This window comes from Reyranella massiliensis 521 (genome assembly GCF_000312425.1).
GTDB classification, from domain to species: domain Bacteria; phylum Pseudomonadota; class Alphaproteobacteria; order Reyranellales; family Reyranellaceae; genus Reyranella; species Reyranella massiliensis.
In genome coordinates this window covers 543,683-565,799 of sequence record NZ_HE997181.1, presented here as the reverse complement: position 1 = coordinate 565,799, position 22,117 = coordinate 543,683, and the positions used below count along the sequence as shown (strand labels likewise).

The window sequence follows — 22,117 nt, the reverse complement described above, 5'->3', positions numbered from 1 at the left end:
CGAGCAACATGACAAACCGTCCGCAACCGAACTGGCGTTCACTTCTCTTTGTGCCGGTGACGGCCGAGCGTTTTGTGGCGAAGGCGCATACGCGCGGCGCCGACGCCATCATCCTCGATCTCGAAGACTCCATCCTGCCCGCGCACAAGGATGCCGCACGATCGGCCCTTGCCGCGGCCGTTCCTCGCGTCGCCCAGAGCGGCGCCGACGTCGTCGTCCGCATCAACCGCCCGCTTACCCTGGCCATACCGGACATCGCCGCCGCCGTGATCCCTGGCGTGGCGGCGCTGATGTTGCCGAAGGTCATGGGCCCCGAGCATGTCCGCCTCCTCTCCGAGGTGGTGGCGGAGCACGAGGCGGCGCAGGGTATGGAGATCGGCCACACGCGCTTTCTCGCATTGATCGAGTCGCCCGCGGCCCTGCCGCATCTCTTCGCCATTGCCGCCGAGCCACGCATGGCCGGCATGTCGGTGGGTGGCGAAGACATGGCGACGGAACTGGGCGCCCTGCCGTCGGCCGACAGCATGTACGTCTTTGCCATGCAGGGCCTGGCCGCCGCGCGCGCCGCCGGAATCCTGCCGATGGGCTCGATGGGTCAGCTCGCGAAGATCGACGACCTCGACTCCTATCGCGCCGGCCTGCAACGCGGCCGTGCACTGGGTTTCACCACGGCAGCCTGCATCCACCCGCTGCATGTGCCGATCATCAACGAGGAGTACGGCGCCTCGGCCGCCGAGCTGGACCGCGCCCGCCGCCTGATCGCCGCCTTCGAAGCGGCAAACGCAGGTGCCGTGGCCTTCGAAGGCAGTATGGTCGATCTGCCCGTCGTTGAGCGCGCGCGGCGCCTGGTGGATCGCGCCGCGGCCTGGCACAAGGCCGGTGCTTAGCGATAGAGGAACGTGCCCAGCAGCACCCAGCGCGCCGCGCTCGGCTTGCCGACCAGCGGCGTTGTGTAGTGCCAGAACGGCAGGCGATAGGCCGTCACCGTGGACGGTTTCGCCACCGACACGATCTCGCTGAAATGGCCGGCGCGGCTGTAGACCAGCCATTGGTGCGCGACGCCCGGCGTACACAGGCTGAGATGCAGGTCGATATAGCCGGCCTTCGCATCCTTGTTCTCCGGGTGGTGATCGTTGTGCGGCCCGGCATAGTCGCCCGGTCCGTAACGCAGCACCTGCAGCCCCCAGCCCGACGCCAGCTTGCGGCCGGTCAGCGCTTCGGCGAAGGCACGGAAGCTCTTGGACCGCATCATGCGGACAAGGCCGATGCGCTCCGCTGCCTTGACACCTGGCTCGCGCCGGCTCTCGAAGTAAATCGTACGCGCACGGCTGGTCTTGGGCAGCAGCTCGCCATAGTCGCGCCGCATCTCCGAGATCGTCTCCGGCGGGATCGGCCGCTCCAACGGTTCGAGCGAATCCACAAGCCCGGCGTCGAGCGCGCGGCGCAGGCGGCCGACCTTGGCGCGATCGAGCAGGTCGTCGCGGGCAAGGAAGCGCGTGCGCGGGTCGGCGAGTGCCCCGCACAGCGGATGCGAGCCCGCCAGCACCTGCCGGCCGGCGCGGCTCAGCAGGTCCTCGAATTCCGGGGGAATGGCGTTTGATCGCGTGGTGTTTGATTTCATGGCGCTTGGTCTCGGACGTGTTTGATCTCCGAGGTTAGGCACTCTAAACGACAACCCCAGTATGCCCTACGCCTCGCTTCGCGATTTCATGGACCGGCTCGAAAAGGCCGGCCGCCTGGTGCGTGTGAAAGCGCCCGTCTCGACACATCTCGAAATGACGGAGATCCAGACCCGCCTGCTGGCCGAACAAGGGCCTGCGGTGCTGTTCGAGAACGTGGTGCGCGAAGATGGCAGCCGCTCCGACGTGCCGGTGCTGGTCAACCTCTTCGGCACCGTGGAGCGCGTCGCCTGGGGCATGGACCGCGAGCCCGCCCAGTTGCGCGCCGTCGGTGAGACGCTGGCCTTCCTGCGTCAGCCCGAGCCGCCCGGGGGCTGGCGCGAGGCGCTCGACATGCTGCCGATGCTGCGCACGGTCATGGCGATGAAGCCCAGGACGGTCGGCACCGCGGCCTGCCAGGAAGTCGTGCTCACCGGCGACGACATCGACCTTGGCCGTCTGCCGATCCAGACCTGCTGGCCGGGCGAGCCGGCGCCGCTGATCACTTGGCCGCTGGTCGTCACACAGGGACCTGATCCCAAAGGCGACCGGCAGGACAGTTTCAATCTTGGCATCTATCGCCTGCAGGTCACCGGCAGGAACACCACCTTGATGCGCTGGCTGAAGCATCGCGGCGGCGCGCAGCATCACCAGCGCTGGAAGGGCGCGGGCAAGCGCGAGCCGCTGCCGGCCGCCGTCGTGATCGGCGCCGATCCCGGCACCATTTTGGCCGCCGTGACGCCGGTCCCCGATACGCTGTCGGAATATCAGTTCGCCGGTCTCCTGCGCGGCAAGAAGGTCGAGCTGGTCGACTGCAAGACAGTGCCGCTCAAGGTGCCGGCCGAAGCCGAGATCGTGCTCGAAGGCCATGTCAGCCTCGACGATTACGGCGACGAAGGCCCCTACGGCGACCACACCGGCTACTACAACAGCGTCGAGCAATTCCCGGTGTTCACGATCAGCGCCATCACCATGCGGCGCCAACCGATTTACCTGTCGACCTTCACCGGCCGCCCGCCCGACGAACCGTCGGTTCTGGGCGAGGCGCTGAACGAGGTGTTCATCCCCCTCTTTCAGCAGCAGTTCCCCGAGATCGTCGACTTCTGGCTGCCGCCCGAGGGCTGCAGCTACCGCATCGCCGTCGTCTCCATGAAGAAGGCCTATGCCGGTCACGCCAAGAGGGTGATGATGGGCGTATGGTCCTACCTGCGGCAGTTCATGTACACTAAGTGGGTAATCGTGGTGGACGCCGACATAGACGCGCGCAGCTGGAAGGACGTGATGTGGGCGCTGTCGACGCGCATGGACCCGGCGCGCGACATCACTGTCATTGAGAGCACGCCGATCGACTATCTCGACTTCGCCTCGCCGGTCTCCGGCCTCGGCTCGAAGATCGGCCTCGATGCCACCGACAAATTCCCCGGCGAGACCAACCGCGAATGGGGCCGCCAGATCCGCATGGACCAGTCCGTGATCGACAAGGTCGACGCCATGTGGGGCGAGCTCGGTTTGCCGGGCAGCGGTAAGAAGATCTGGCGCTAGCTTTCAGCCACGAGGAGTCTTCATCGTGACCACCAATCGCGCCCATATCCTGCTCTGGACGGATCAAGCCAAGACCTATCTCGACGCCATCGACGCGGCAGGCTTGGCCGAGCGAGTCGCCGTCGACACCTTGCCGCGCAATGAGAAGCCGTCGGCAGACCAGCTTGCACGGACCGAAGCGCTGATGGCCGGCACCGTTCCGGCGGGCCTGCTGCCCGCCATGCCGAAGCTGCGCTGGGCACAGGCGATGAGCGCCGGCGTCGAAGGCTGGCTGGCACTACCTGACCTGCCGCCGCAGCTTGCGCTCACCTGCGCGCGCGGCACGCACACTGAATCGATGCCCGAGAACATCATCGCCGCGCTGTTCTACGTCGCAAAGCCGATGAGCGTGGCGGTCGAGAACCAGAAGCAGGCCAAGTGGGTGCACACCGTGGCCCAGCCGCTTTCCGGCAAGACGCTGGGCATCCTGGGTCTGGGCGCGATCGGCGGTGAAGTCGCCCGCATTGCCGCGGCGCTCGGCATGCGCGTGATCGGCACCAAGCGGCGCCCGCAAGCCCCCGCCGATCAATCCATGACCTATGTCGCCGAGGTGCTGCCGCCGGAACGCACCGACGAGGTGCTGGCGCAGTCGGACTTCGTGCTGCTGCTCCTGCCGGCGACGGCCGAGACCGACAATTTCATCGACGCCAAGCGGCTGGCAAAGATGAAGCCCAGCGCCTGGCTGCTGAACTTCGGACGCGGCCACATCATCAAGGACGACGACCTGATCGCCGCGGCGAAGCAAAAGAAGATCGCTGGCGCGGTGCTCGACGTCTTCCGCCAGGAGCCGCTGCCAGCCGAGCATCCCTTCTGGAAGGCCGAAGGCATCATCGTGCTGCCGCATATCGGCGGCCCGCACCCGCAGCGCGACAAGTTCGTGGCGCGCCTGTTCGTGGACAACCTCAAGCGCTTCCTCGATGGGGAACCGCTAAAGGAAGTCGTCGACCGCGCAGCGGGCTACTAACCCTTCCGGGCGTTCTGCACGATCTGGGTCAGCCGCTCGCCGTCGATGTCGGTCTTGATCTGCACCCAGACCGGGAAATGATCGGAGAGCTGGTAGGTAAACTGCGTGCGCGTCATGCCGGCGCCGGGGAACAGCTCCTTGATGCCGGCATCGGAGACATGAAAGTCGAGCGTGCCGCCGAAGTTGGTGAAGCGCTTCCTCGCCGTCGGCAGGTGCAGGATCTGGTCGTAGCGCGCCGTCTTGGTGATATTTGAGCCGCCGACGGTCACGTCTCCCGACTTGAGCTTCATCAACGAGTCCGGCACCTGAAGACCGCGCCGAGTCAGCGCTTTGAACAGCCTGTCGTCGAGCTTGGGCGTATTGAAGTCGCCCATCACGATCAGGTCGTGGTCTTCGACCGACTTGTCCTTTTGCCGCTCGTCGATCCAGTCCGCCAGCATGCCGAGTTCGGCTTCGCGGCCGGTGATGCTCTTGCCCCAACGCGCGTGCGTGGCGATGGCGATGAAATCGAAGTTGCCGGAGCGGAACGAGCATATGTAGGGCGCACGCCAGAACGACTGCGTCGCGAGATACTCCGTCCCCGCCTTGCCGCGCGGCGCATCGACTTCCGCCGCGAGCCCGTTGAAGGTGACGGCGCGGCGATCGAACAGGAAGCCGGTGCGTTCGCGATTGCCGCCGTCGTCGGGCATCCAGTCGGAGTAGACGAGGTCCCAGCTCGGCCCGAGGAACTGGCAGACGCGGCCGAAATCCTCGAGATTGTCGCGCAGCTCGACCAGCGCGATCAGGTCGAACTGGCCCAGGATTTCGGCGATGTAGTGAAGGGCCGCCGGCTTGCGCCGCTTCTTGCCGAACTCGCGGATGTTCCAGACCGCGACGTTGATCGTCTCGTCGAGCTTGGAGGATGGGATCTTCGCGGCGTCGATGCGCTTCTTGAGCGCCAGCAGTCCGGCCGCAACTTCCGCCGACACGTCTCCGTGATGCATGGCGCCCGCCTCCGGTATCCTGCACGCACAGAGTAAGAACGAAACGCCCCCTATTCACCCAACGTCTGCGCATATCGTGCCGCCTGTTGCCGCTCCCGGCTTTAATGTAAAGTGCCTTAACATGAGCTGGAAAAGGCCCGACCGCGAAGAGCGCGGCTACCACCACGGCAATCTGCGCGAGGCGCTGATCAAGGCCGCGCGCGAACTCATCAAGGAGAAAGGCCCGGCGGGCTTCACCTTTGCCGATGCTGCGCGGTCCGCCGGCGTGAGCGCGGCGGCGCCTTACCGGCATTTCCGCGACCGTGACGCCCTACTGGCCGATGTCGCCCGCGAGGGCTTTCAACGCTTCGAGGCCATGCTCTCCACCGGCTGGGCCGGCGGCAAACCCGACCCCGTCACGGCCTTTCACAATATCGGCCGCGCCTATCTCGCCTTTGCGCGTGCCGAACCGGCCTATTACGCCGCCATGTTCGAGTCCGGCCTGCCACCCGACCTCAACGTCGAGCTGCGTGCAGCGGGAGACCGTGCCTTCGGCGTCCTGCGCACCGCTGCCGAAACGCTGGTCGGCCTGTTGCCGGCAGGCAAGCGGCCGCCGGCGTTGATGATGAGCCTGCACATCTGGTCGCTGTCCCACGGCATCGCGTCGCTTTTCGGCCGCGGCGACGCCGGCCGGCGCTCCCTGCCGATGACGGCCGACGAGCTGCTCGAGTCGGCCATGCTGATCTACCTGCAGGGGCTGGGTTTTCCCCAAAAAGCATAAAGTGCAGTTGCCGCCCCTTGACTCGGTAGGGATGAATGCCCAATGTAAATGTCGTTAACATTTACATCGTTAACACTAAGCTAAGGGGGGTCCCTAATGGGCCTGATCGACAGAATCGACGACCTCGGGAAGCCAGCGTGGATCGCCCTGATGGTGCTGAGCTTCATCCTGTTCTGGCCAATCGGCATCGCGCTTCTCGTTTACCTGAAATGGAGTGGACGCATGTTTTGCTCGAGACGTTACGGTCATTGGGATATGCCCGATCGCCAGCAGGCTCGCGAAGAGTGGCGCGAGCATCGCCGTCAGGCCCGCGAGGAATGGCGCGCCTGGAAGCGTCGCCATCGCTGGGGCCGCCCCGAGACGAGCGGCAATGTCGCCTTCGACGAATATCGCGAGGAGACGCTGCGCCGCCTCGACGAGGAGCAGCGCGAGTTCCGCGATTTCCTCGACAAGCTGCGCGCCGCCAAGGACCGTTCCGAGTTCGACCAGTTCATGGCCGATCGCCGTAACCGTCCGGCAACGGAGCCGCCCCCGCCTGCTCCGCAAGCTTCCTGATCAGACACAGCCTGATACTGATCGCTCGCAACACCCCCTTCGAGGTCCGGAGGGGGTGTTGTCGTTTCAGAAGTCGAGTCTCATCGGCAGCTTGTGCCCGGTCGCCTGCTGGGCGAGTTCGGACAGCACCGCAAAGGCATAGCGCGCGCGCTGCTCCAGCAGGGTACCCGCCGAGGGCGGTGTCCGCCCCCAGCCGGCGACGACGGCCCCGCTCGCCTGCCAGGTGGCCCCGTTGAGCTCCGAGAGCTGGCGACGCAACACCGTTGCCGAGCCCACGACAGTGGGGCGTCCATCGACATTCAGATTCTCAAAAGTGAAATCGAAGGGGTTGGGCAGCCAGATCTCGACAGGACGCAGGAGGTGAGCATAGCGCGACCTGAATCCATCGGCATTCGACCGCATCAGGACGGGGTCGCTGTCCCATTCTTCGGGTAGCACCCCCGGGCAGCGACGACTGGGATGTTCGGCATAGGCTGCCCACAGAACGAGGGAGCCGAAGCCGTCCCAGCCCGGCCGTCCGGTAAAGTAAGGAGCGTCCGGCGTCTCTTCCCAATCGAGGGGCGTGTCGATTCGGTCTCCCAGCGACCGCACGAGATCCGCCCGCCATGCCACTACCGCAGCGTGAATGCCTGCCGAACTTTCGACTAGAGCCGCAGGGCCGCGCGGACGTGCCACCAAGCCTTGGCGGAGACGCTCGCGCGACGCTTTCTCTCCGACTGTCTCCCACTCACCGGCGTGGTAACGCGTCAACGACCCGACATAAACGTCGAGGGCCATGCAGGATGAGCTTCCTTTCGTTCGGGCGCTGCGATGCCCCTGCTACTTGCAGTTGTCCTACACGGCCAGGCGCTCCGGGCAAAGCTGCAAATGCAAACAACTGGAGCCCCTAATTCCGCCGCATTATTGTTCGGCTCCGAACTAAAGCGGAACGCGAAAGACAGGCCAGCTCACTGCGGCTCGAGGTTCAGGCCCTTCACCAGGTCGATCCATATCGGGCCCTCCTCGGCCACGATCTTCTCGAAGAAAACATGATCTTGCGCGGCTCTATCGATACCGAAGGTGGTCAAAATCTTCTGGATACGCTCGCTCTTTCCGCCCTCGACCATCATGTCGGAGAGCTTCCGGACGATCTCCTTGGGCATTCCGGAGGGACCTACGAGACCGATCCAGCCCTGAACCTGAAACGCCTTGTCGGTAACGCCCTGCTCGAAGAAGGTCGGTACGTCCGGAAGCATTTTCATACGCACCTTGGTCGGGACGGCGATTGGCCGGCCGCTGCCCGACTGCAACACGCCTGAGGCGGCGGCAACGCTGCCACTGCCACCTTGTACGGCGCCCGCGCCCACGTCCTGCCACATCGGAGCTTCGCCGCGATAGTGCACGGCTTCCATCGCAAGCTTGTAGTGGCGATTGAGGGCCTCGACGGCGACGTGGCTGTAGGAGCCCGCACCATAGGTTCCGAGGCTCACCTTGTTGGCACGCGCATAGTCGGCGAATTCGGCCAGGTTCTTCACCGGCAGCTTGGAATTCACAATCAGCGGCAGATGACCCGCGTCCATCCAGGAGATCAGGACGAAATCCTTGTCCGGATCGTAAGGCAGTTTCTTGAACAACACCTTGTTCATGATCATCGTGGTCGAGATCGTCCACATGAGCGTGTAGCCATCGGGCGCAGCACTCTTCACCTGCTCCGCGGCGATCGCCCCGCTCGCGCCGGTCTTGTTCTCGACGAACACGGGTTGACCAGTCTTCTGTGCGATGTACTCGCCATAGGCCCGCGCAAATGTATCGGTCAGGCCACCGGCCGGATAACCACAGATGATGCGAATGGGTTTGTTCGGCCACGCAGCCTGGCCAATGGCCGGTGCCGCAATCGTTGCCGCAGCAGCGGCGGAACCAAAACGCAGGACATCGCGCCGTGACGCACGGACAATCATCACTTCCTCCCTATGGCGCGGCCGATTCTTGAAATGCCGGTCTATGCCGCGTTGATCGCGCCTGGTCTCAGCATGGCGTCGATTTCACCCTGCGTAAACCCTGCATCGGCGCAGGTGCCGTCAGCGTGGAGGGCTACTGAGGATCTATGTTCAGGCTCTTGATGATTTCGATCGAAACTGGACCCTCCTCGTCCAGGACCTTCTTGAAATAGGTCCTGTCACGTGCGCCCTCGTCGATGGCGAATGTGTCGTTAACCTTCTGGACACGCTCGGTCTTGCCGGCCTCGACCATTAGATCGGAGAGCTTCTGCACGATTTGCTCGGGCGTGCCCGCAGGCGCGGCACAACCCACCCAACCGCGGATCTGAAACGCCTTCTCGGTAAGACCCTGTTCGTAGAAGGTCGGCACATCGGGCAGCCGCTTCATGCGCTCCATGGTAGGAACGGCGATCGGCCGTCCCGATCCCGTCTGAAGGACGCTGGAAGCGGAGGCATAACTGCCGGTGGCGCCCTGTACGGCACCGGACGCCACATCCTGCCACATCAGGGATTCGCCCCGATAGTGCACGGCTTCCATCTTGAGGCCGTAGTGGCGATTCAAAGTTTCGGTCACGACGTGGGCGAAGGAGCCGATGCCATAGGTCGCGAGCGACACCTTGCGGCCCTGCGCCCACGCCGCGAACTCCTTGATGTTGGTCGCCGGCACGTCCTTGTTGACGATCGTCGGCAGATGGCCGGTGTTGAACCAGGCGACCAGCGCAAAGTCCTTGTCCGGATCGTAGGGCAGCTTTTTGAACAGCGCCTTGTTCTGGACCATCGTCGTCGAGTTGGTGAACATCAGCGTGTAGCCGTCGGGTGCGGCCTGCTTGACCATCTCGGCGCCGATCGCGCCGGCAGCGCCCGTCCTGTTCTCGACAAGGACAGGCTGACCCGTCTTCTGCGCTATGTAATCGCCATAGGCGCGGGCGAAGACATCGGTGAGCCCGCCCGCCGGATAGGTGCAGATGATGCGGATCGGCTTGCTCGGCCAGGTATCCGCAATGGCGGGTGCCGACAGAGCGGCCAACATGGAGGCCGCCCCATAGCGCAGGACGTCACGCCGTTTCGCACGGATGATCATGATCGCCTCCCGTTCGGGCGACGATCCTTCTTGCGACGGTCTAGGCCGCCTTGGTCGCGCCCGATTTCAGCATGGCGTCGATCTCGCCCTGCGTAAACCCGGCCTCACGCAGCACCTCGACGCTGTGCTCGCCGAGCCGCGGCTGCAGCCGGGTCACCTCCGGCTTGGTCTTGCTGAAGCGCGGGGGGATATCTGGCATGCGCAGGCGGCCTTCGGTCGGATGGTCGACTTCCTTCCAGAATTCGGTCGCCTGCAGCTGCGGATCGACGAACAGGTCTTCCAGCGTGTTGACCGGACCGTGCGGCACGTTCGAGTTCTTCAGCAACTCGACCCATTCGGCATTGGTTCGCGTGGCGCAGATTTCCGCCAGCGTCGAGTAGTAGTGCTCGACATTCTTCAGGCGGTTCGCAAGCGAGGTGAAGCGCGGATCCTGGGCCAGTTCCGGCCGACCGATCAGGCTGCAGAACTCCTTCCAGTGGCCATCGGTATAAGGCAGCAGCGCGAAGTAGCCATCCTTCGACGGATAGGGCCGGCGCTCCTTGTTAAGGACACGCTTGTAGCCCGCCGTGTCGAGCGCCGGGATGAAGCTTTCGCCATAGAGATGCTCGACCATGACGAAGGAAACCAAGGTTTCGTACATCGGCACTTCGACGGCCTGCCCCTTGCCGGTGCGCTCACGCGCAAAGAGGGCGGCAAGCAATGCCGATACGACACCGTTGGAGCTGGTCTTGTCAGCAACGATGGTCGGCAGGAAGCGCGGCTGGCCCGCCACGACGGTCTGCAGGGCGGCAAGGCCCGAACCGGCCTGGATGATGTCGTCGTAGGCGGCCTTCGCTCCCATGGGGCCTGCGGCGCGATAACCGTAGGTCGCCAGATAGACGAGGCGCGGATTGATCTTCTCGAAAGCTTCGTATTCGACACCCAGCCGCCTGGCCGGCTCCGGCCGGTAATTGTGCATCAGCACGTCTGCCGTCTCGGCCAGCTTGAACAGGGCCTGGCGGCCGGCGTCCTGCTTGAGGTCGAGCACAATCGAACGCTTGGAACGATTGCAGCCGAGATAGAAAGCCGCCATCCCCGGATTGCGGGCCGGCCCGAGCTGACGAGTCGTATCGCCCTCCGGCGGCTCGATCTTGATGACGTCGGCGCCGAGATCGCCGAGCTGCTGGGCCGCCCAGGGCCCCAGCACAACTGTCGTGCAATCGAGAATTCGAACACCGGCCAACGGACCTGCCATTTTACTTATCCTCCAACGTTACCCACCGCTTACCACAAGTTGATCACAGGCTACGGCCACATTTGATGCGCAACATTGTTGTTCCTGCGAGCGTTGACTGACGCAGGCATAAGGAGAGCTTCAATGTGCGAGAACGTGACGAGGGCCTGGGACCGATCGAAGTTGCGGACGATTGCCGTCGCCGCAATTGCCGGCGCGGTCATGCTAGGTACCACGAGCGGCGCCATGGCGGGCAACTGGAAGAAGGGCCGTGGCCACTACCACTACGCTCCCGCGCCCGTCTATGTGGCTCCAGCCCCCTATTATTATGCACCCCGGCCGCGGGTCGTTTATGCGCCCCCGCCCCCGGTCGTCGTCTATCCAGCGCCTGCGGCCTACGCCCCAGTGTATCCCGCCTATCCGGCCTACGGCCCCGGCGGAAACGTGAGCTTCGGGATCAACGTGCCCCTGCGCTGATAGGAGCCGACCATGACCCACTCCATGTTCGAACTGCGAAAAACCTGGTTGGGCGCGGCGTTGATCGGCGCGATGCTGGCCGGCATGCCCGCTGTGGCAAATGCCGACGATGACGACGATGACTGGCCGAAGCACCGTCACCGCCATCATCACTACTATTACGGCGGCGGCTATGGCGGCCCCTACTACTACAAGCCCCCCAAACCGCCCAAGGTCAGGTACTACGCGCCACCAGCCTATTATGCGCCACCGCCGGTCGTGTATGCGCCGCCACCGCCCGCCTACTACGCGCCGGCCTATCCAGCTCCGCCTGGCGTGAGCTTCGGCATCAACGTACCGCTGCGCTAACCTGCAGCGGTGGCCGACGGCGCGGCAGCCTGACGGGCTGCCGCGACCTCGATCAGACCTGCTTTGCAGATATCCGCGACGGGCCGCATCCATAGGACGCTTGCCTGATCGAAACCGCGGGCAAAGGCGGCTTCGGCAGCCGAAAGGTCTCCGGCCATCAAGGCTGCCTTGCCCTTCGTCGCCCAGCAGTGCGCCAGACTGCCGGCCTCACCACGTTCGGTCATTTCGCGTTCGGCCTCTTCAAGGATCGCATCCGCCTCGGCGGCCATCCCGGCAGCGATCTTGGCCTCGGCGAGCCAGATTCTAGTCAATCCATGCAGGCTGGCGCGCGGTACCGAAGCAGTCTCCGCTTTCTCGCTCAACAGCTCGATAGCCCCCGCATGATCTCCGGCGATGAACTTCGCTCGGCCGAGCAGGGTCTCGAGATAGATCGTTACGGCCACGATGCCGGCCGTCCGAGCCGCTCCCAGCAAGGCTTCCAGTGCAGGCATCGCCGTCGCCACATCGCCACGTGCGATCGCGAGCATGCATCGCGCGATCTGCGCGGCCGCGATCGAATAGATGTCGCGCGCGACGGCAGCGGCAGCGACGGCCTGGGTGAGACGATTATCGGCCTCGTCGTAGCGCCCCAGTTCGCAAAGTGTGGTCACGAGATAGCCGCCGCCCAGCACCGACGTGGCACCCGCTGTCCCAATGCGCTCGGCCTTGAGATCGCCGCTCAATAGGTCACAGCTTCGACCCAGAGATTGGGCGGCGCCGACATAGTCGCCAACCGCGTAGAGGCCGAGCCCCAGCCGGAACAACGCCAGCGCCCACAACCGCAGGTCTGCCACCTCTTCGGCGATCTCCAGGCTGCGCCGCGCCGCGGCGATTGCCTGGCCGTTCTCCCCCTCGACCCAGGACTGGCTCGATTGATCGGCCCAGACCCAGGCCAGCCGCACGCGGTCGTCGATAGAGCGTGCGAGTTCTTCGGCCAGGGTCAGGGCAGCCTTGATCTCCGCCGGATCACCGCCCGTCGCATAGAGCAGCGCCCGCTGGAGGCGGAGCTGGTCGATGGCCCGCTCGGTCGCCTCGCGCGATCGTGAAGAACGCTCGAACGACCCCAGCGCCGCGCGCAACCCCGCAATCGCTTCGGCATAGGATCCACGCGCCAGGGCGCGTTCGGCGGCGTGGCCCTGATGGGTTGCCGCGACGTCCCACAGCTCGCCCTCGGCTGCATGGTGCGCCATCCACTCCGCGTGCTCCGGCAGTCGGTCGGCATGATGCGTTTCGATAGCCGAGAGGATACGTCGGTGCGCCTCGACGCGGCGCGTGCGCGTCAGCGAATCATGCGCGACCTCGCGCAGCAGCGCGTGCGTGAATGTATATTCGACGTCGGGGTAGAGGCTTGCCTGTACCAGGATCTCGGCCGATACCGCCTCGTGCAACGCCGCTTCCGTCCGCATCGGGGTCAAGCCCGACACGCGTTCGGCCAGCCACAGCGGCACGCGTGCCCCGATCATCGCGAGGGTCTGCAGAAGTGCCACGCAATCGGGCGAACGCCGGTCGATGCGCGAGGCGATCACATCGTGCACCGACGGCGGCACGGTGATCAGATCGGGCGTCTCCCAGCAGGCATAGCGGCGACGGCGCGGCTGGGTGCTCTCGCCGTCCACCACGATGCTGGCGAGCGCGCCTTGATGCGCCAGAGCCCGTACGCACTCCTCGACGAACAGCGGATTGCCGCCGACACGGCGCGTCAGCCGCTCGATGAGCTGCTCGGTCTCCGGCCCCTCGACGAACCATTCGCCGAGCGAGCGGCGCACATCGTCATCGCCGAGCGGCGCCATGCGCAGCCGTGTGCCACCGACCGCCGGCAGCCACGAATCGTTGTACTCGGCGCGATAGGTCAGAACGGCCAGCAAGGGGGCCTCGCGCGTCAGTTCGGCCACAGCGCGCAGCACTTCCTCGCTGTCGCGGTCGACCCAGTGCATGTCCTCGAAGACGAAGGCAACCGGCCGACGCGCCGCGGCCGCGCGTGCCAGACGAATGAAGGAATCGCGTGCGGCCGCGCGCTTGCCGCGGGGATCCATAGCCAGCCATTCGGGTGTCGCGCCGGCCAGCGAGATCAGCGAGACGAAAACCGGCACGTCGGCGACGAGGCGCGGATCGAGCTCGCCCAGCACCGTCGAGAGGATGCTCGAAATGCGTTGCGTATCGTCGCTGTCGGCAATGCCGATCATGTCGCGCAACGCCGAAGCCAGCGCATGATAGGGAATGTTACGGCCGAGCGCCGTCGCAGCCGCAAAGACGGTCTTGTGCGGCGATTCCTTGTCGCTGTCGCGCACCACGCTATGCACCAGCCGCGACTTGCCGAGGCCTGCCTCGCCGCAGATGCCGATGACGCCGCCGCGTCGCCGGTCGAGCGCCGCGAGCGCCGCCTCGAGCGTGGCGCGTTCGCCATCGCGGCCGACGAAAGGGGCACGCTCGCGCGATGCCGAGGCCTGCCAGCGCGAACGATGCAGCAGGGCACCCGTCGCCTCGTAGATCTCGATTGGCGCCGATGCCCCCTTGACCTCGCGCGGACCGATGGCCTGGGTCTCGACCAGGCCCTGGGTCAGCGACTGGGTCTCGCCCGTCATGTAGACCGAACCTGGCGTGGCAAGCTGCTCCATGCGGGCGGCGACATGAACCACAGGGCCCACGACATCGACCTCGCTCCCGAGTTCCGAGGAAATGGTGCGGTAGAGCACATCGCCGGAATTGAGCCCGACGCGCAGCATCTCGCCCGTGCCGGCTTCCCGCATCTCGCGCTGCATGCCGAGGGCAGAGAAACAGGCACGCACCGCATGGTCCTCGTGTGCCGCCGGTGCGCCGAATATTGCGAGGATACCATCGCCCAGCCGGCGACAGACGACGCCCTCGTAGCGATGGACCAGGCGGATCATGATCTGGACGGCGGGTTCGATGCGGTTTAGCGCCGCTTCAGGGTCGAGCCCTTCGATCGCCGCGGTCGACCCCTTGAGGTCTGCGAACAGCACCGTCACCCGCTTGCGTTCGCCGTCGCCGACCCGACGATGCGCGGCGATGGGTGCCGGCGGAAGGCCCGACGCCAGGGTCTGCAGCGCCTCCACCGACGCCGCCGCAAGGCCGGTACCACAACCGGCACAGAAACGGTCACCCGGCAGGTTCGCCACGCCACACGCTCTGCAAGTCGCCGGAAGCTGCGCTCCACAGGCAGTGCAGAAACGAGCCCCTTGCTTGGCTTCGGTGTTACACATTGGGCAGTGCATACGGCCCCCCGTCGCTCCAGTATGCATCCTACTGCCGAGCCGCGCGGGATTCGAGGCAGCAATCGAGGTTTTGCCAAAGCGGGCCTTGCCCCAGCAAGGCCTGTCGCGGCAAGGCTCGTTTAGCCGTGCAAGCGAGGGGGATGCTCAACGTATGATTGCCGATGCCTTTCTGTGGGTCCTCAATCGGACGCCGGCCTTGCGTCGCACCCTCTGGCGCGTGTTCTTCGGCCTGCTTGCCACCCGCTTCGGCAATGTCGGCTGGTGGACCCTGATGAACTACGGCTACGCCGACCTCGATTGCAGTACGAAGACACTCGTCCTCGAGCCGACCGACGATGCGGAACGCTATCCCATCGCGCTCTACCATCACGTCGCCACGCTGGCACCCGTCGCGGGCTGCGAAGTGCTGGAAGTGGGCAGCGGCCGCGGCGGCGGCGCCTCGTTCGTGGCGCGCTATCTTTCGCCCGCGCGAATGGTCGGGATCGATCTCAGCAGCCAGGCGGTGAAGTTCTGCAACAAGCATCATCGACTGGCCAATCTACACTTCCAGCAAGGAGACGCCGAACAGCTTCCTTTTGCCGATGCCAGTTTCGATTCCGTCATAAACGTTGAATCTTCCTTCTGCTATCCATCGATCGACCGCTTCTTCGCCGAAGTGAGGCGCGTGCTCCGTCCTGGCGGCCATCTGCACTACACCGATCTGCGGCTTGCTCACGAAGTTGCCGACTGGCGGGCCGCGCTGGCGCGTTGCGGCCTGGAGCTGGTCGCCGAACGCGACATCACGGCCAATGTCATCGAAGCTCTGCATCGCGATACGCCGCGTCGCCGGGCAGGCGGCCGGCGCATTGTTTCCGGCCCTTTTTCGGCCATCGCCGATGTCTTCACCGGCGTCGACGGAACGCGCATCCCGTCCCTCCTGGCCAGCGGCGAAATGGTTTATTTCAGCTTCCTGCTGCGGAAGCCTGCCTCCGCAGGTTGACCGCTGCGGGTTGACGGCGGCCGGCAAATCGGGGATTGTCCGGCCCAACATGCTGCGACTGACGACGCTTCGACTTATTGGCTGACCCGCCGCCCCGGTTCGTCCGGGGCCCTTGCGGGTCGCTTGTCGTTCGTCTTCTGCCCCCACCAGTCGCCGCCACCCTTTTTATCCATCGCAGTGTTCGTTAGAGCCACACGGCCGTGCGCGGCGCGAGGAGTCTATCAATGTCACCCCAGAAACCCATGATGCCGAACGCGGCAGAAAAGTACGTCCCGTTCAAACCGGTCGAGATCAAGGATCGACGATGGCCCAACGCGGTCATCACCAAGCCACCGATCTGGTGCGCGGTCGATTTGCGCGACGGCAACCAGGCCCTCATCGAGCCGATGGATTCCGACCGCAAGACCCGCATGTTCAAGTTGCTCTGCGACATGGGCTTCAAGGAGATCGAGGTCGGCTTCCCCGCCGCCTCCGAGACCGACTTCGACTTCGTGCGCGAACTCATCGAGAAGAAGATGATCCCCGACGACGTCACCATCCAGGTGCTGACGCAGAGCCGCCCGGAATTGATCGAGCGCACCTTCGAGGCCTGCCGCGGCGCCAAGCGCGTCATCGTCCATCTCTACAACTCGACCTCGACGCTGCAGCGCCGCGTCGTGTTCGGCATGGACTATAGCGGCATCATCGACATCGCCGTGTCGGGTGCCAAGCTGGTGAAGCAATTGGCCGACGCCGATCCTGCCACCGAGTGGGTCTACGAGTATTCGCCGGAGAGCTTCACCGGCACCGAGCTCGAGTTCGCCCGCGACATCTGCGCCGCCGTGGCCGACGTCTATCAGCCGACGCCGCAGAAGAAGATGATCATCAACCTGCCGGCAACGGTCGAGATGGCCTCGGCCAACGTCTATGCCGACCAGATCGAATGGTGCCATCGCAACTTCAAGTATCGCGACAGCTTCATCCTGAGCCTGCACCCGCATAACGACCGCGGCACCGGCGTGGCCGCCGCCGAGTTGGGGTACATGGCCGGCGCCGACCGCATCGAGGGCTGCCTGTTTGGCAACGGCGAACGCACCGGCAACGTCGATCTCGTGACGCTGGGCTTGAACATGTACACTCAGGGCGTCGATCCCGAGATCGACTACTCGAACATCAACGAAATCCGCCAGACGGTCGAATACTGCAACCAGTTGCCCGTGCATCCGCGCCATCCCTATGGCGGCGACCTGGTCTTCACCGCCTTCTCGGGTTCGCACCAGGACGCCATCAACAAGGGTTTCAAGGCGCTTGAAGCGTCGAACAGCAAGGTCTGGGAAGTCCCCTACCTGCCGATCGATCCGGCCGATCTCGGCCGCAGCTACGAAGCGATCATCCGCATCAACAGCCAGTCGGGCAAAGGCGGCATCGCCTACATCCTGAAGAGCGACTACGGCATCGACATGCCGCGTCTCCTGCAGGTCGAGTTCTCCAAGGTCATCCAGCAGATCGCCGACGAGACAGGCAAGGAGATCCAGCCGGCGCTGATCTGGGACACCTTCCGCAAGGAGTATCTCGAGCGCGACACGCCGGTCTCCTTCGACAGCCACACGACGGTACCCGAGCCCGGCCATCCCGACGTGCGTCTTCTCGATGCCAAGGTGACCTTCAACGGCAAGGAGACCACCATCTCCGGCCGCGGCAACGGCCCGATCGCCGGCTATGTCGACGCGATCGGCAAGAACTGCGGCATCAAGATCAGGGTGCGGGACTATCACCAGCACGCGACCGGCGCCGGGTCCGACGCCCAGGCGGTGAGTTTCATCGAAGCGGAAACCGCCGACGGCAAGGTCCTTTGGGGCGTCGGCATGGACTCCAATATCGTGGCCGCATCCTTGAAAGCCGTCACTTCGGCTGCAAACAGGGCGGCGGCTGCGAAATAGCCGTTCACCGAAAGAAGAGCGGCGGCTAGCATGACGGGCGGGAAGAACCCGCCCGTTTCTTCTGGAGCTTCAACATGATCAGCCCAACAATGAAGATTGCAGCCGCCAGCCTTGTCGCCGGCATCGTCATCGGCGCCTGTGCCGCCGGCGCCAATCAGCCCAACATGCAGGCCGCCATCGGGTCGCTGCAGGCGGCTCGCGCCGAGCTGCTGCGTGCACCAGCGAACAAGGGCGGCCATCGTGACCGCGCCATCCAGTTCGTGGACAGCGCCATCGCCGAGACCCGGGCGGGCATCGCCTACGCCGGCAACTGAGACCCGGGCAGGCAGCACCTGCTATAATATCGCGCATGTCATCTGCCCGCCAAGCACCCGCCGCCCAATCCAACCTGGCGGTTCCGCCGGACCCTAGTTCGCCGCTCAGGCGTCGCGAGGGTCCGGTAATGCGGGTCGTGCGTCACTTCTGGAACGGCGCCCTGTCGCTGTTGCTCGGCACGATGATCGGTATCGTCGGTCACCAGTATGTCGGCGATGCCGCCGCCCGCCTGTGGCCCGATCAGGCGATCGTGGCAGAATTGGTACGCGCGCTCTTCTGGACGGTCGGCATCGCGGCAACCGGTCTGCTCTTCTTCTCCTACTATCTCGACGACACGGCCCGTTAGCGCGTAGAACGGCCACATGGCCAAAGCGAAAAAGACTGCGTCAACAACGCCGAAGACGGCTTCCAAAAAGAAGCCTGACTCGGGCGCCCCGGATGCCAATCTCCTGGTCGACCTGCTGAAGTGGGCGAAGCAGGCCGGCGCAGACTCGGCCGACGCCCTGTTCGTCCACGGCGAGTCGATCTCCGTCGCCCAGCGATTGGGCAAGCGCGAAAAGCTCGAGAGCAGCGAAGGTCGCGACCTCGGCCTGCGCGTGTTCGTGGGCCAGCGCCAGGCCTTCGTCTCCTCGACCGACTTTGCCCCCGGTGCGCTACGCGAGCTGGCCAGCCGTGCCGTCGACATGGCCCGCGTCGTGCCAGAAGATCCGACTTGCGGCATCGCACCAGCGGAGCTGCTGGCGAAGAGCTGGCCCGACCTCGATCTCAACGACAAGGGACGGCCCACTGCCAAGAAATTGCTCGCGATGGCGGCGGAGGCCGAGCACGCCGCGCGCGCCACCAAGGGCGTGACCAATTCCGAGGGCGCCGAGGCGGGCTGGGGCCGAACCGGCGTTGTGCTCGCGACCTCCAATGGTTTCAGCGGCGGCTACAGCCGCAGCGGTTACTCCTTGTCCTGCGCCGTTCTCGCCGGCGAGGGCACCGGCATGGAACGCGACTACGAATGGTCGAGTGCCGTGCATCTCGAGGATCTGATGGCGGCCGCAAAGGTCGGCCGTACCGCCGGGAAATACGCCGTCCGCCGCCTCAACCCGCGCAAGGCGCAGAGCGCCCGCGTGCCGGTGATCTATGACCGCCGTGTCTCGGGCGGCCTGATCGGCCATCTCGCCGGCGCCATCAACGGCCGGGCCGTCGCGCGCGGCACGTCGTTTCTGAAAGACAAGATGGGCGAACGCATCTTCGCGTCCGGCATCCGCATCCTCGACAATCCGTTGCGCAAGCGCGGACTGGGCAGCCGGCCATTCGACGCCGAGGGACTGCCGACGGCTCGGATGGCCGTGATCGACGACGGCGTGCTCACGACATGGCTGCTCGACCTCGCGGCCGCGCGCCAGCTTAACCTCGACCCCACAGGCCATGCATCGCGCGGTGTCTCGGGCCCGCCCTCGCCCACCACCTCGAACTTCTATCTCGAGAAAGGCAAGATCCCGGTCGACGAGCTGATCGGCGACATCAAGAGCGGCCTCTATATCACCGACATGATCGGCTTCGGGGTCAACGGCGTCACCGGCGACTACAGCCGCGGCGCCTCGGGTTTCTGGATCGAAAAGGGCAAGCTCGCCTGGCCGGTCAGCGGCATCACCGTCGCCGGCAATCTGAAGGACATGTTTCTCAACATGACGCCTGCGAATGACCTGCAGTTCAAGAGCTCGACCAACGCGCCCACAGTACGAATTGAGGGCATGACCGTCGCAGGCTCGTGATATTCTCCACTCTATGACTCCTCTTCCCAATATCGCGATCATCGCCGCAACGTCGGCATTTCTTGCAGGCGCACTCGCAAATTCGGCGGCCGCCCAGAACGGCGACTTCCGCGCCTGCCTGCAGACCATCAAGGCCGACGCAATGCGCCAGGGCGTGCCGGCCAACATTGCCGATCGCGCCTTTCAGGGCCTGACGCCCGATCAGAAGGTCATCGACCTCGACCAGCGCCAGCCCGAGTTTTCGCTGACCTATGCCAAGTATGTCGGCGGCACGGTGACGCCCGACCGTATCGTGAAGGGCCAGCAGCGCATGGCGCAGCATCGCGCTCTGCTCGACGCCCTGCAGGCCGAATACGGTATCCCGCCGCAATACATCATGGCGTTCTGGGGCATCGAGACGAACTACGGCTCCTTCATGGGCGATTTCCGCGTCGTGCGGTCCGTGTCGACGCTCGCCTGCATGACCAAGCGCCAGGAGTTCTTCAGCAACGAGACGGTTCAGGCGCTGCGCATCCTGCACATGAATCACATGACCAGCGACCAGATGCGTGGTTCATGGGCGGGCGCGATGGGCAACATGCAGTTCATGCCCTCGACTTTCACCAAATGGGCGGTCGATCGCGACGGCAATGGCCGTATCGATATCTGGAACAGCCTGCCCGACGCCTTCGCCTCGGCCGCGAACTTCCTGCGCGGCATCGGCTTTCGGCCGGGCCTGCCGTCCAGCGAGGAGATTGTGCTGCCGCGCGGCTTCCCGCTCGACCAGGCCGACACAACCGTCGAAAAGCCGGTACGCGCTTGGGCGGCGATGGGCGTGAAGAAGGCCGGCGGGGCGCCGCTGCCGGCGGTCGACGATGCCGCATCGATCCTCCTGCCGGCCGGCTTCCGCGGCCCGGCCTTCATCATCTATCCGAACTTCAAGGCGGTGATGAACTGGAACCGCTCGACGCTCTATGCGCTCTCGGTCGGCATCCTGGCCCGCCAGATCGCCGGCGGATTGCCGGTCCAGCAGGCCGCACCAGCCGACGACGCCCCGCTGTCGCGCGATACGGTGATCGACATCCAGAACCGGCTGGCGAGGCTCGGCCTCTACAAGGATGAGACCGACGGTCTGCTGGGCCCCAAGACCCGCTCGGCGCTGCGTCTGTTTCAGCAGCAGAGCGGACTGCCCGCCGACGGCCATCCGACTGCAGAGTCGGTACGCCGCCTGCAGCAGACGCGCTAGGGACGCAGGACCCGTACGCCTCTCGGGGCGAGGCCGATCGATACTGGCAGCGTGAGCGCGTCGTCGCCGTCGATCTGCACCGGCTGCCGTCGGCGCTCGCCGGCGTCGTCGGTCACCGAAATGCGAACTCTGTGGCCGGCCAGGACGCGATAGCCCGGCGTGCGGGGCAACGCGCCCTTCAACAGGGCCGCGCCGAAGCGCAATGCGTGTATCCAGCCCCAGCGCTCGAACAGGCAGACATGCAGCAGCGGCTTCTCGAGCGCCGCCTCGGGTGCCACGACATACGGCCCCGCATAGTGCCGGGCGCGCGTGACGATCACCGAGGCGGCCTCCTGCGTCTTGCCGTCGACCTCCACCGCGTAGCGCACCGGCCGGTAGCGCCATGCCTCGACCAGGGAACGCCAGACATAGGCACCGCGGCCCCATCGGTGCTTCAACGGTGCCGTGACGCCTGCCACGACCTTGGCATCGAAGCCAGCCCCCGCCATTAACGAGAAGCAGCGCGGCGGACGGCATCCAGCTCCACATTCATTGGCCTCGCCCGGCCACATCAGCAGCTCGCGCCCCGCCGTCATCGTGCGTGCCACGGACTGGGGGCTGAAGCCGAGACCCAGCTCGTGCGCCAGCACATTGGCGGTGCCCAGCGGCACGATCGCCAGCGGCGGCGCCGTCGCCGATCTACGGGAAAGACCGTTCACGACCTCATTGATGGTACCGTCGCCACCCGCCACGGCAATCACTCTGTAGCGACTCGCGTCACAGGTCTCGGCGAGGCAGCAGGCATCGCCTTCGGCGGCAGTCTCGACGACGTCCACCGTCCAACCCTCAGCGCGCACGCGCCCCACCACGGCATCGACCAGACCGCGACGACGACGGCCGGCGATGGGATTGAGGATCAACAGCACGGAGCCCGCCTGGGCGAATGTCATGGAACCGTCACAACCGATTAATCGGTACGCAACGGCTGGCATACACAATCCGCTGCGTACCGTGCAATCGCGCACAACAGATTTTGTGTCTGTCGGATCGTTGTCCACATGGCTCCGCT

21 protein-coding genes are annotated in these 22,117 nt (G+C 65.1%); 13 read left to right on the top strand and 8 right to left on the bottom strand.

Going from position 1 to position 22,117, the window contains the following annotated elements; genetic code table 11:
• The first annotated feature begins 8 nt into the window (after positions 1-8).
• On the top strand, positions 9-887 hold the full coding sequence (locus BN60_RS02775) for an HpcH/HpaI aldolase/citrate lyase family protein (RefSeq protein WP_043283570.1): 879 nt from the start codon (positions 9-11) through the stop codon (positions 885-887).
• Here BN60_RS02775 and BN60_RS02770 read toward each other — a convergent pair.
• Positions 884-1,621, bottom strand: coding sequence for a hypothetical protein (locus tag BN60_RS02770; protein WP_020694456.1), 738 nt, complete (start codon positions 1,619-1,621; stop codon positions 884-886). The genes BN60_RS02775 and BN60_RS02770 overlap by 4 nt on opposite strands.
• A gap of 61 nt (positions 1,622-1,682) precedes the next feature.
• Here BN60_RS02770 and BN60_RS02765 point away from each other — a divergent pair, with 61 nt between their 5' ends.
• Positions 1,683-3,200 carry a UbiD family decarboxylase gene (locus BN60_RS02765; RefSeq protein WP_020694455.1) on the top strand — a complete coding sequence of 506 codons (1,518 nt, stop codon included), beginning with the start codon at positions 1,683-1,685 and terminating at the stop codon, positions 3,198-3,200.
• Between the two features lie 25 nt (positions 3,201-3,225).
• A complete protein-coding gene (locus BN60_RS02760; protein ID WP_020694454.1) occupies positions 3,226-4,203 on the top strand; it encodes a D-2-hydroxyacid dehydrogenase in 978 nt (325 codons plus the stop codon).
• Here the strand turns inward: BN60_RS02760 and BN60_RS02755 are convergent.
• Positions 4,200-5,186, bottom strand: coding sequence for an endonuclease/exonuclease/phosphatase family protein (locus tag BN60_RS02755; RefSeq protein ID WP_020694453.1), 987 nt, complete (start codon positions 5,184-5,186; stop codon positions 4,200-4,202). The genes BN60_RS02760 and BN60_RS02755 overlap by 4 nt on opposite strands.
• A gap of 121 nt (positions 5,187-5,307) precedes the next feature.
• On the opposite strand from BN60_RS02755, the gene BN60_RS02750 reads away from it, so the two are divergent.
• On the top strand, positions 5,308-5,946 hold the full coding sequence (locus BN60_RS02750) for a TetR/AcrR family transcriptional regulator (protein ID WP_020694452.1): 639 nt from the start codon (positions 5,308-5,310) through the stop codon (positions 5,944-5,946).
• Positions 5,947-6,042: 96 nt separating this feature from the next.
• Positions 6,043-6,501 (top strand): DUF2852 domain-containing protein, encoded by a 459-nt coding sequence (locus BN60_RS02745; RefSeq protein ID WP_020694451.1) that lies wholly within the window; start codon positions 6,043-6,045, stop codon positions 6,499-6,501.
• A gap of 66 nt (positions 6,502-6,567) precedes the next feature.
• Here the strand turns inward: BN60_RS02745 and BN60_RS02740 are convergent, their stop codons facing one another.
• From BN60_RS02740 to BN60_RS02725, 4 genes are all read right to left on the bottom strand, one after another.
• A complete protein-coding gene (locus BN60_RS02740; protein WP_148283309.1) occupies positions 6,568-7,278 on the bottom strand; it encodes a hypothetical protein in 711 nt (236 codons plus the stop codon).
• Between the two features lie 170 nt (positions 7,279-7,448).
• Entirely contained in the window at positions 7,449-8,438 is a 990-nt protein-coding gene (locus BN60_RS02735; protein WP_020694449.1) for a Bug family tripartite tricarboxylate transporter substrate binding protein, read from the bottom strand.
• Positions 8,439-8,571: 133 nt separating this feature from the next.
• A complete protein-coding gene (locus BN60_RS02730) occupies positions 8,572-9,558 on the bottom strand; it encodes a Bug family tripartite tricarboxylate transporter substrate binding protein (RefSeq protein WP_020694448.1) in 987 nt (328 codons plus the stop codon).
• A 40-nt stretch (positions 9,559-9,598) separates the two neighbouring features.
• Positions 9,599-10,792 (bottom strand): CaiB/BaiF CoA transferase family protein, encoded by a 1,194-nt coding sequence (locus BN60_RS02725; RefSeq protein WP_020694447.1) that lies wholly within the window; start codon positions 10,790-10,792, stop codon positions 9,599-9,601.
• A 123-nt stretch (positions 10,793-10,915) separates the two neighbouring features.
• On the opposite strand from BN60_RS02725, the gene BN60_RS02720 reads away from it, so the two are divergent.
• Both BN60_RS02720 and BN60_RS02715 read left to right on the top strand, forming a co-directional pair.
• Positions 10,916-11,248: a hypothetical protein gene (locus BN60_RS02720; protein WP_020694446.1), complete on the top strand. Its 333-nt coding sequence runs from the start codon at positions 10,916-10,918 to the stop codon at positions 11,246-11,248.
• A 12-nt stretch (positions 11,249-11,260) separates the two neighbouring features.
• Positions 11,261-11,596, top strand: coding sequence for a hypothetical protein (locus BN60_RS02715; RefSeq protein ID WP_020694445.1), 336 nt, complete (start codon positions 11,261-11,263; stop codon positions 11,594-11,596).
• Here BN60_RS02715 and BN60_RS02710 read toward each other — a convergent pair.
• Positions 11,593-14,868, bottom strand: a complete 3,276-nt coding sequence (locus tag BN60_RS02710) for an AAA family ATPase (RefSeq protein ID WP_342626615.1) — start codon at positions 14,866-14,868, stop codon at positions 11,593-11,595. The two genes, BN60_RS02715 and BN60_RS02710, sit on opposite strands and share 4 nt — an antisense overlap.
• Positions 14,869-15,019: 151 nt before the next feature.
• Here BN60_RS02710 and BN60_RS02705 point away from each other — a divergent pair, with 151 nt between their 5' ends.
• The 6 genes from BN60_RS02705 to BN60_RS02680 all read left to right on the top strand — a co-directional run bounded on the left by BN60_RS02705 (position 15,020) and on the right by BN60_RS02680 (position 21,069).
• Positions 15,020-15,847 carry a class I SAM-dependent methyltransferase gene (locus tag BN60_RS02705; protein ID WP_020694443.1) on the top strand — a complete coding sequence of 276 codons (828 nt, stop codon included), beginning with the start codon at positions 15,020-15,022 and terminating at the stop codon, positions 15,845-15,847.
• Positions 15,848-16,071: 224 nt separating this feature from the next.
• Positions 16,072-17,766: a 2-isopropylmalate synthase gene (leuA, locus tag BN60_RS02700; RefSeq protein ID WP_245539801.1), complete on the top strand. Its 1,695-nt coding sequence runs from the start codon at positions 16,072-16,074 to the stop codon at positions 17,764-17,766.
• A gap of 74 nt (positions 17,767-17,840) precedes the next feature.
• A complete protein-coding gene (locus BN60_RS02695; protein ID WP_043283565.1) occupies positions 17,841-18,080 on the top strand; it encodes a hypothetical protein in 240 nt (79 codons plus the stop codon).
• Between the two features lie 128 nt (positions 18,081-18,208).
• Complete coding sequence (locus BN60_RS02690; RefSeq protein ID WP_020694440.1) at positions 18,209-18,427, top strand: hypothetical protein; 219 nt, start codon at positions 18,209-18,211, stop codon at positions 18,425-18,427.
• Between the two features lie 16 nt (positions 18,428-18,443).
• Positions 18,444-19,844 carry a TldD/PmbA family protein gene (locus BN60_RS02685; protein ID WP_020694439.1) on the top strand — a complete coding sequence of 467 codons (1,401 nt, stop codon included), beginning with the start codon at positions 18,444-18,446 and terminating at the stop codon, positions 19,842-19,844.
• Between the two features lie 13 nt (positions 19,845-19,857).
• Positions 19,858-21,069, top strand: coding sequence for a lytic murein transglycosylase (locus BN60_RS02680; RefSeq protein WP_020694438.1), 1,212 nt, complete (start codon positions 19,858-19,860; stop codon positions 21,067-21,069).
• Here the strand turns inward: BN60_RS02680 and BN60_RS02675 are convergent.
• Positions 21,066-21,998, bottom strand: a complete 933-nt coding sequence (locus BN60_RS02675) for a diacylglycerol/lipid kinase family protein (protein WP_020694437.1) — start codon at positions 21,996-21,998, stop codon at positions 21,066-21,068. The two genes, BN60_RS02680 and BN60_RS02675, sit on opposite strands and share 4 nt — an antisense overlap.
• Between the last annotated feature and the right edge of the window lie 119 nt (positions 21,999-22,117).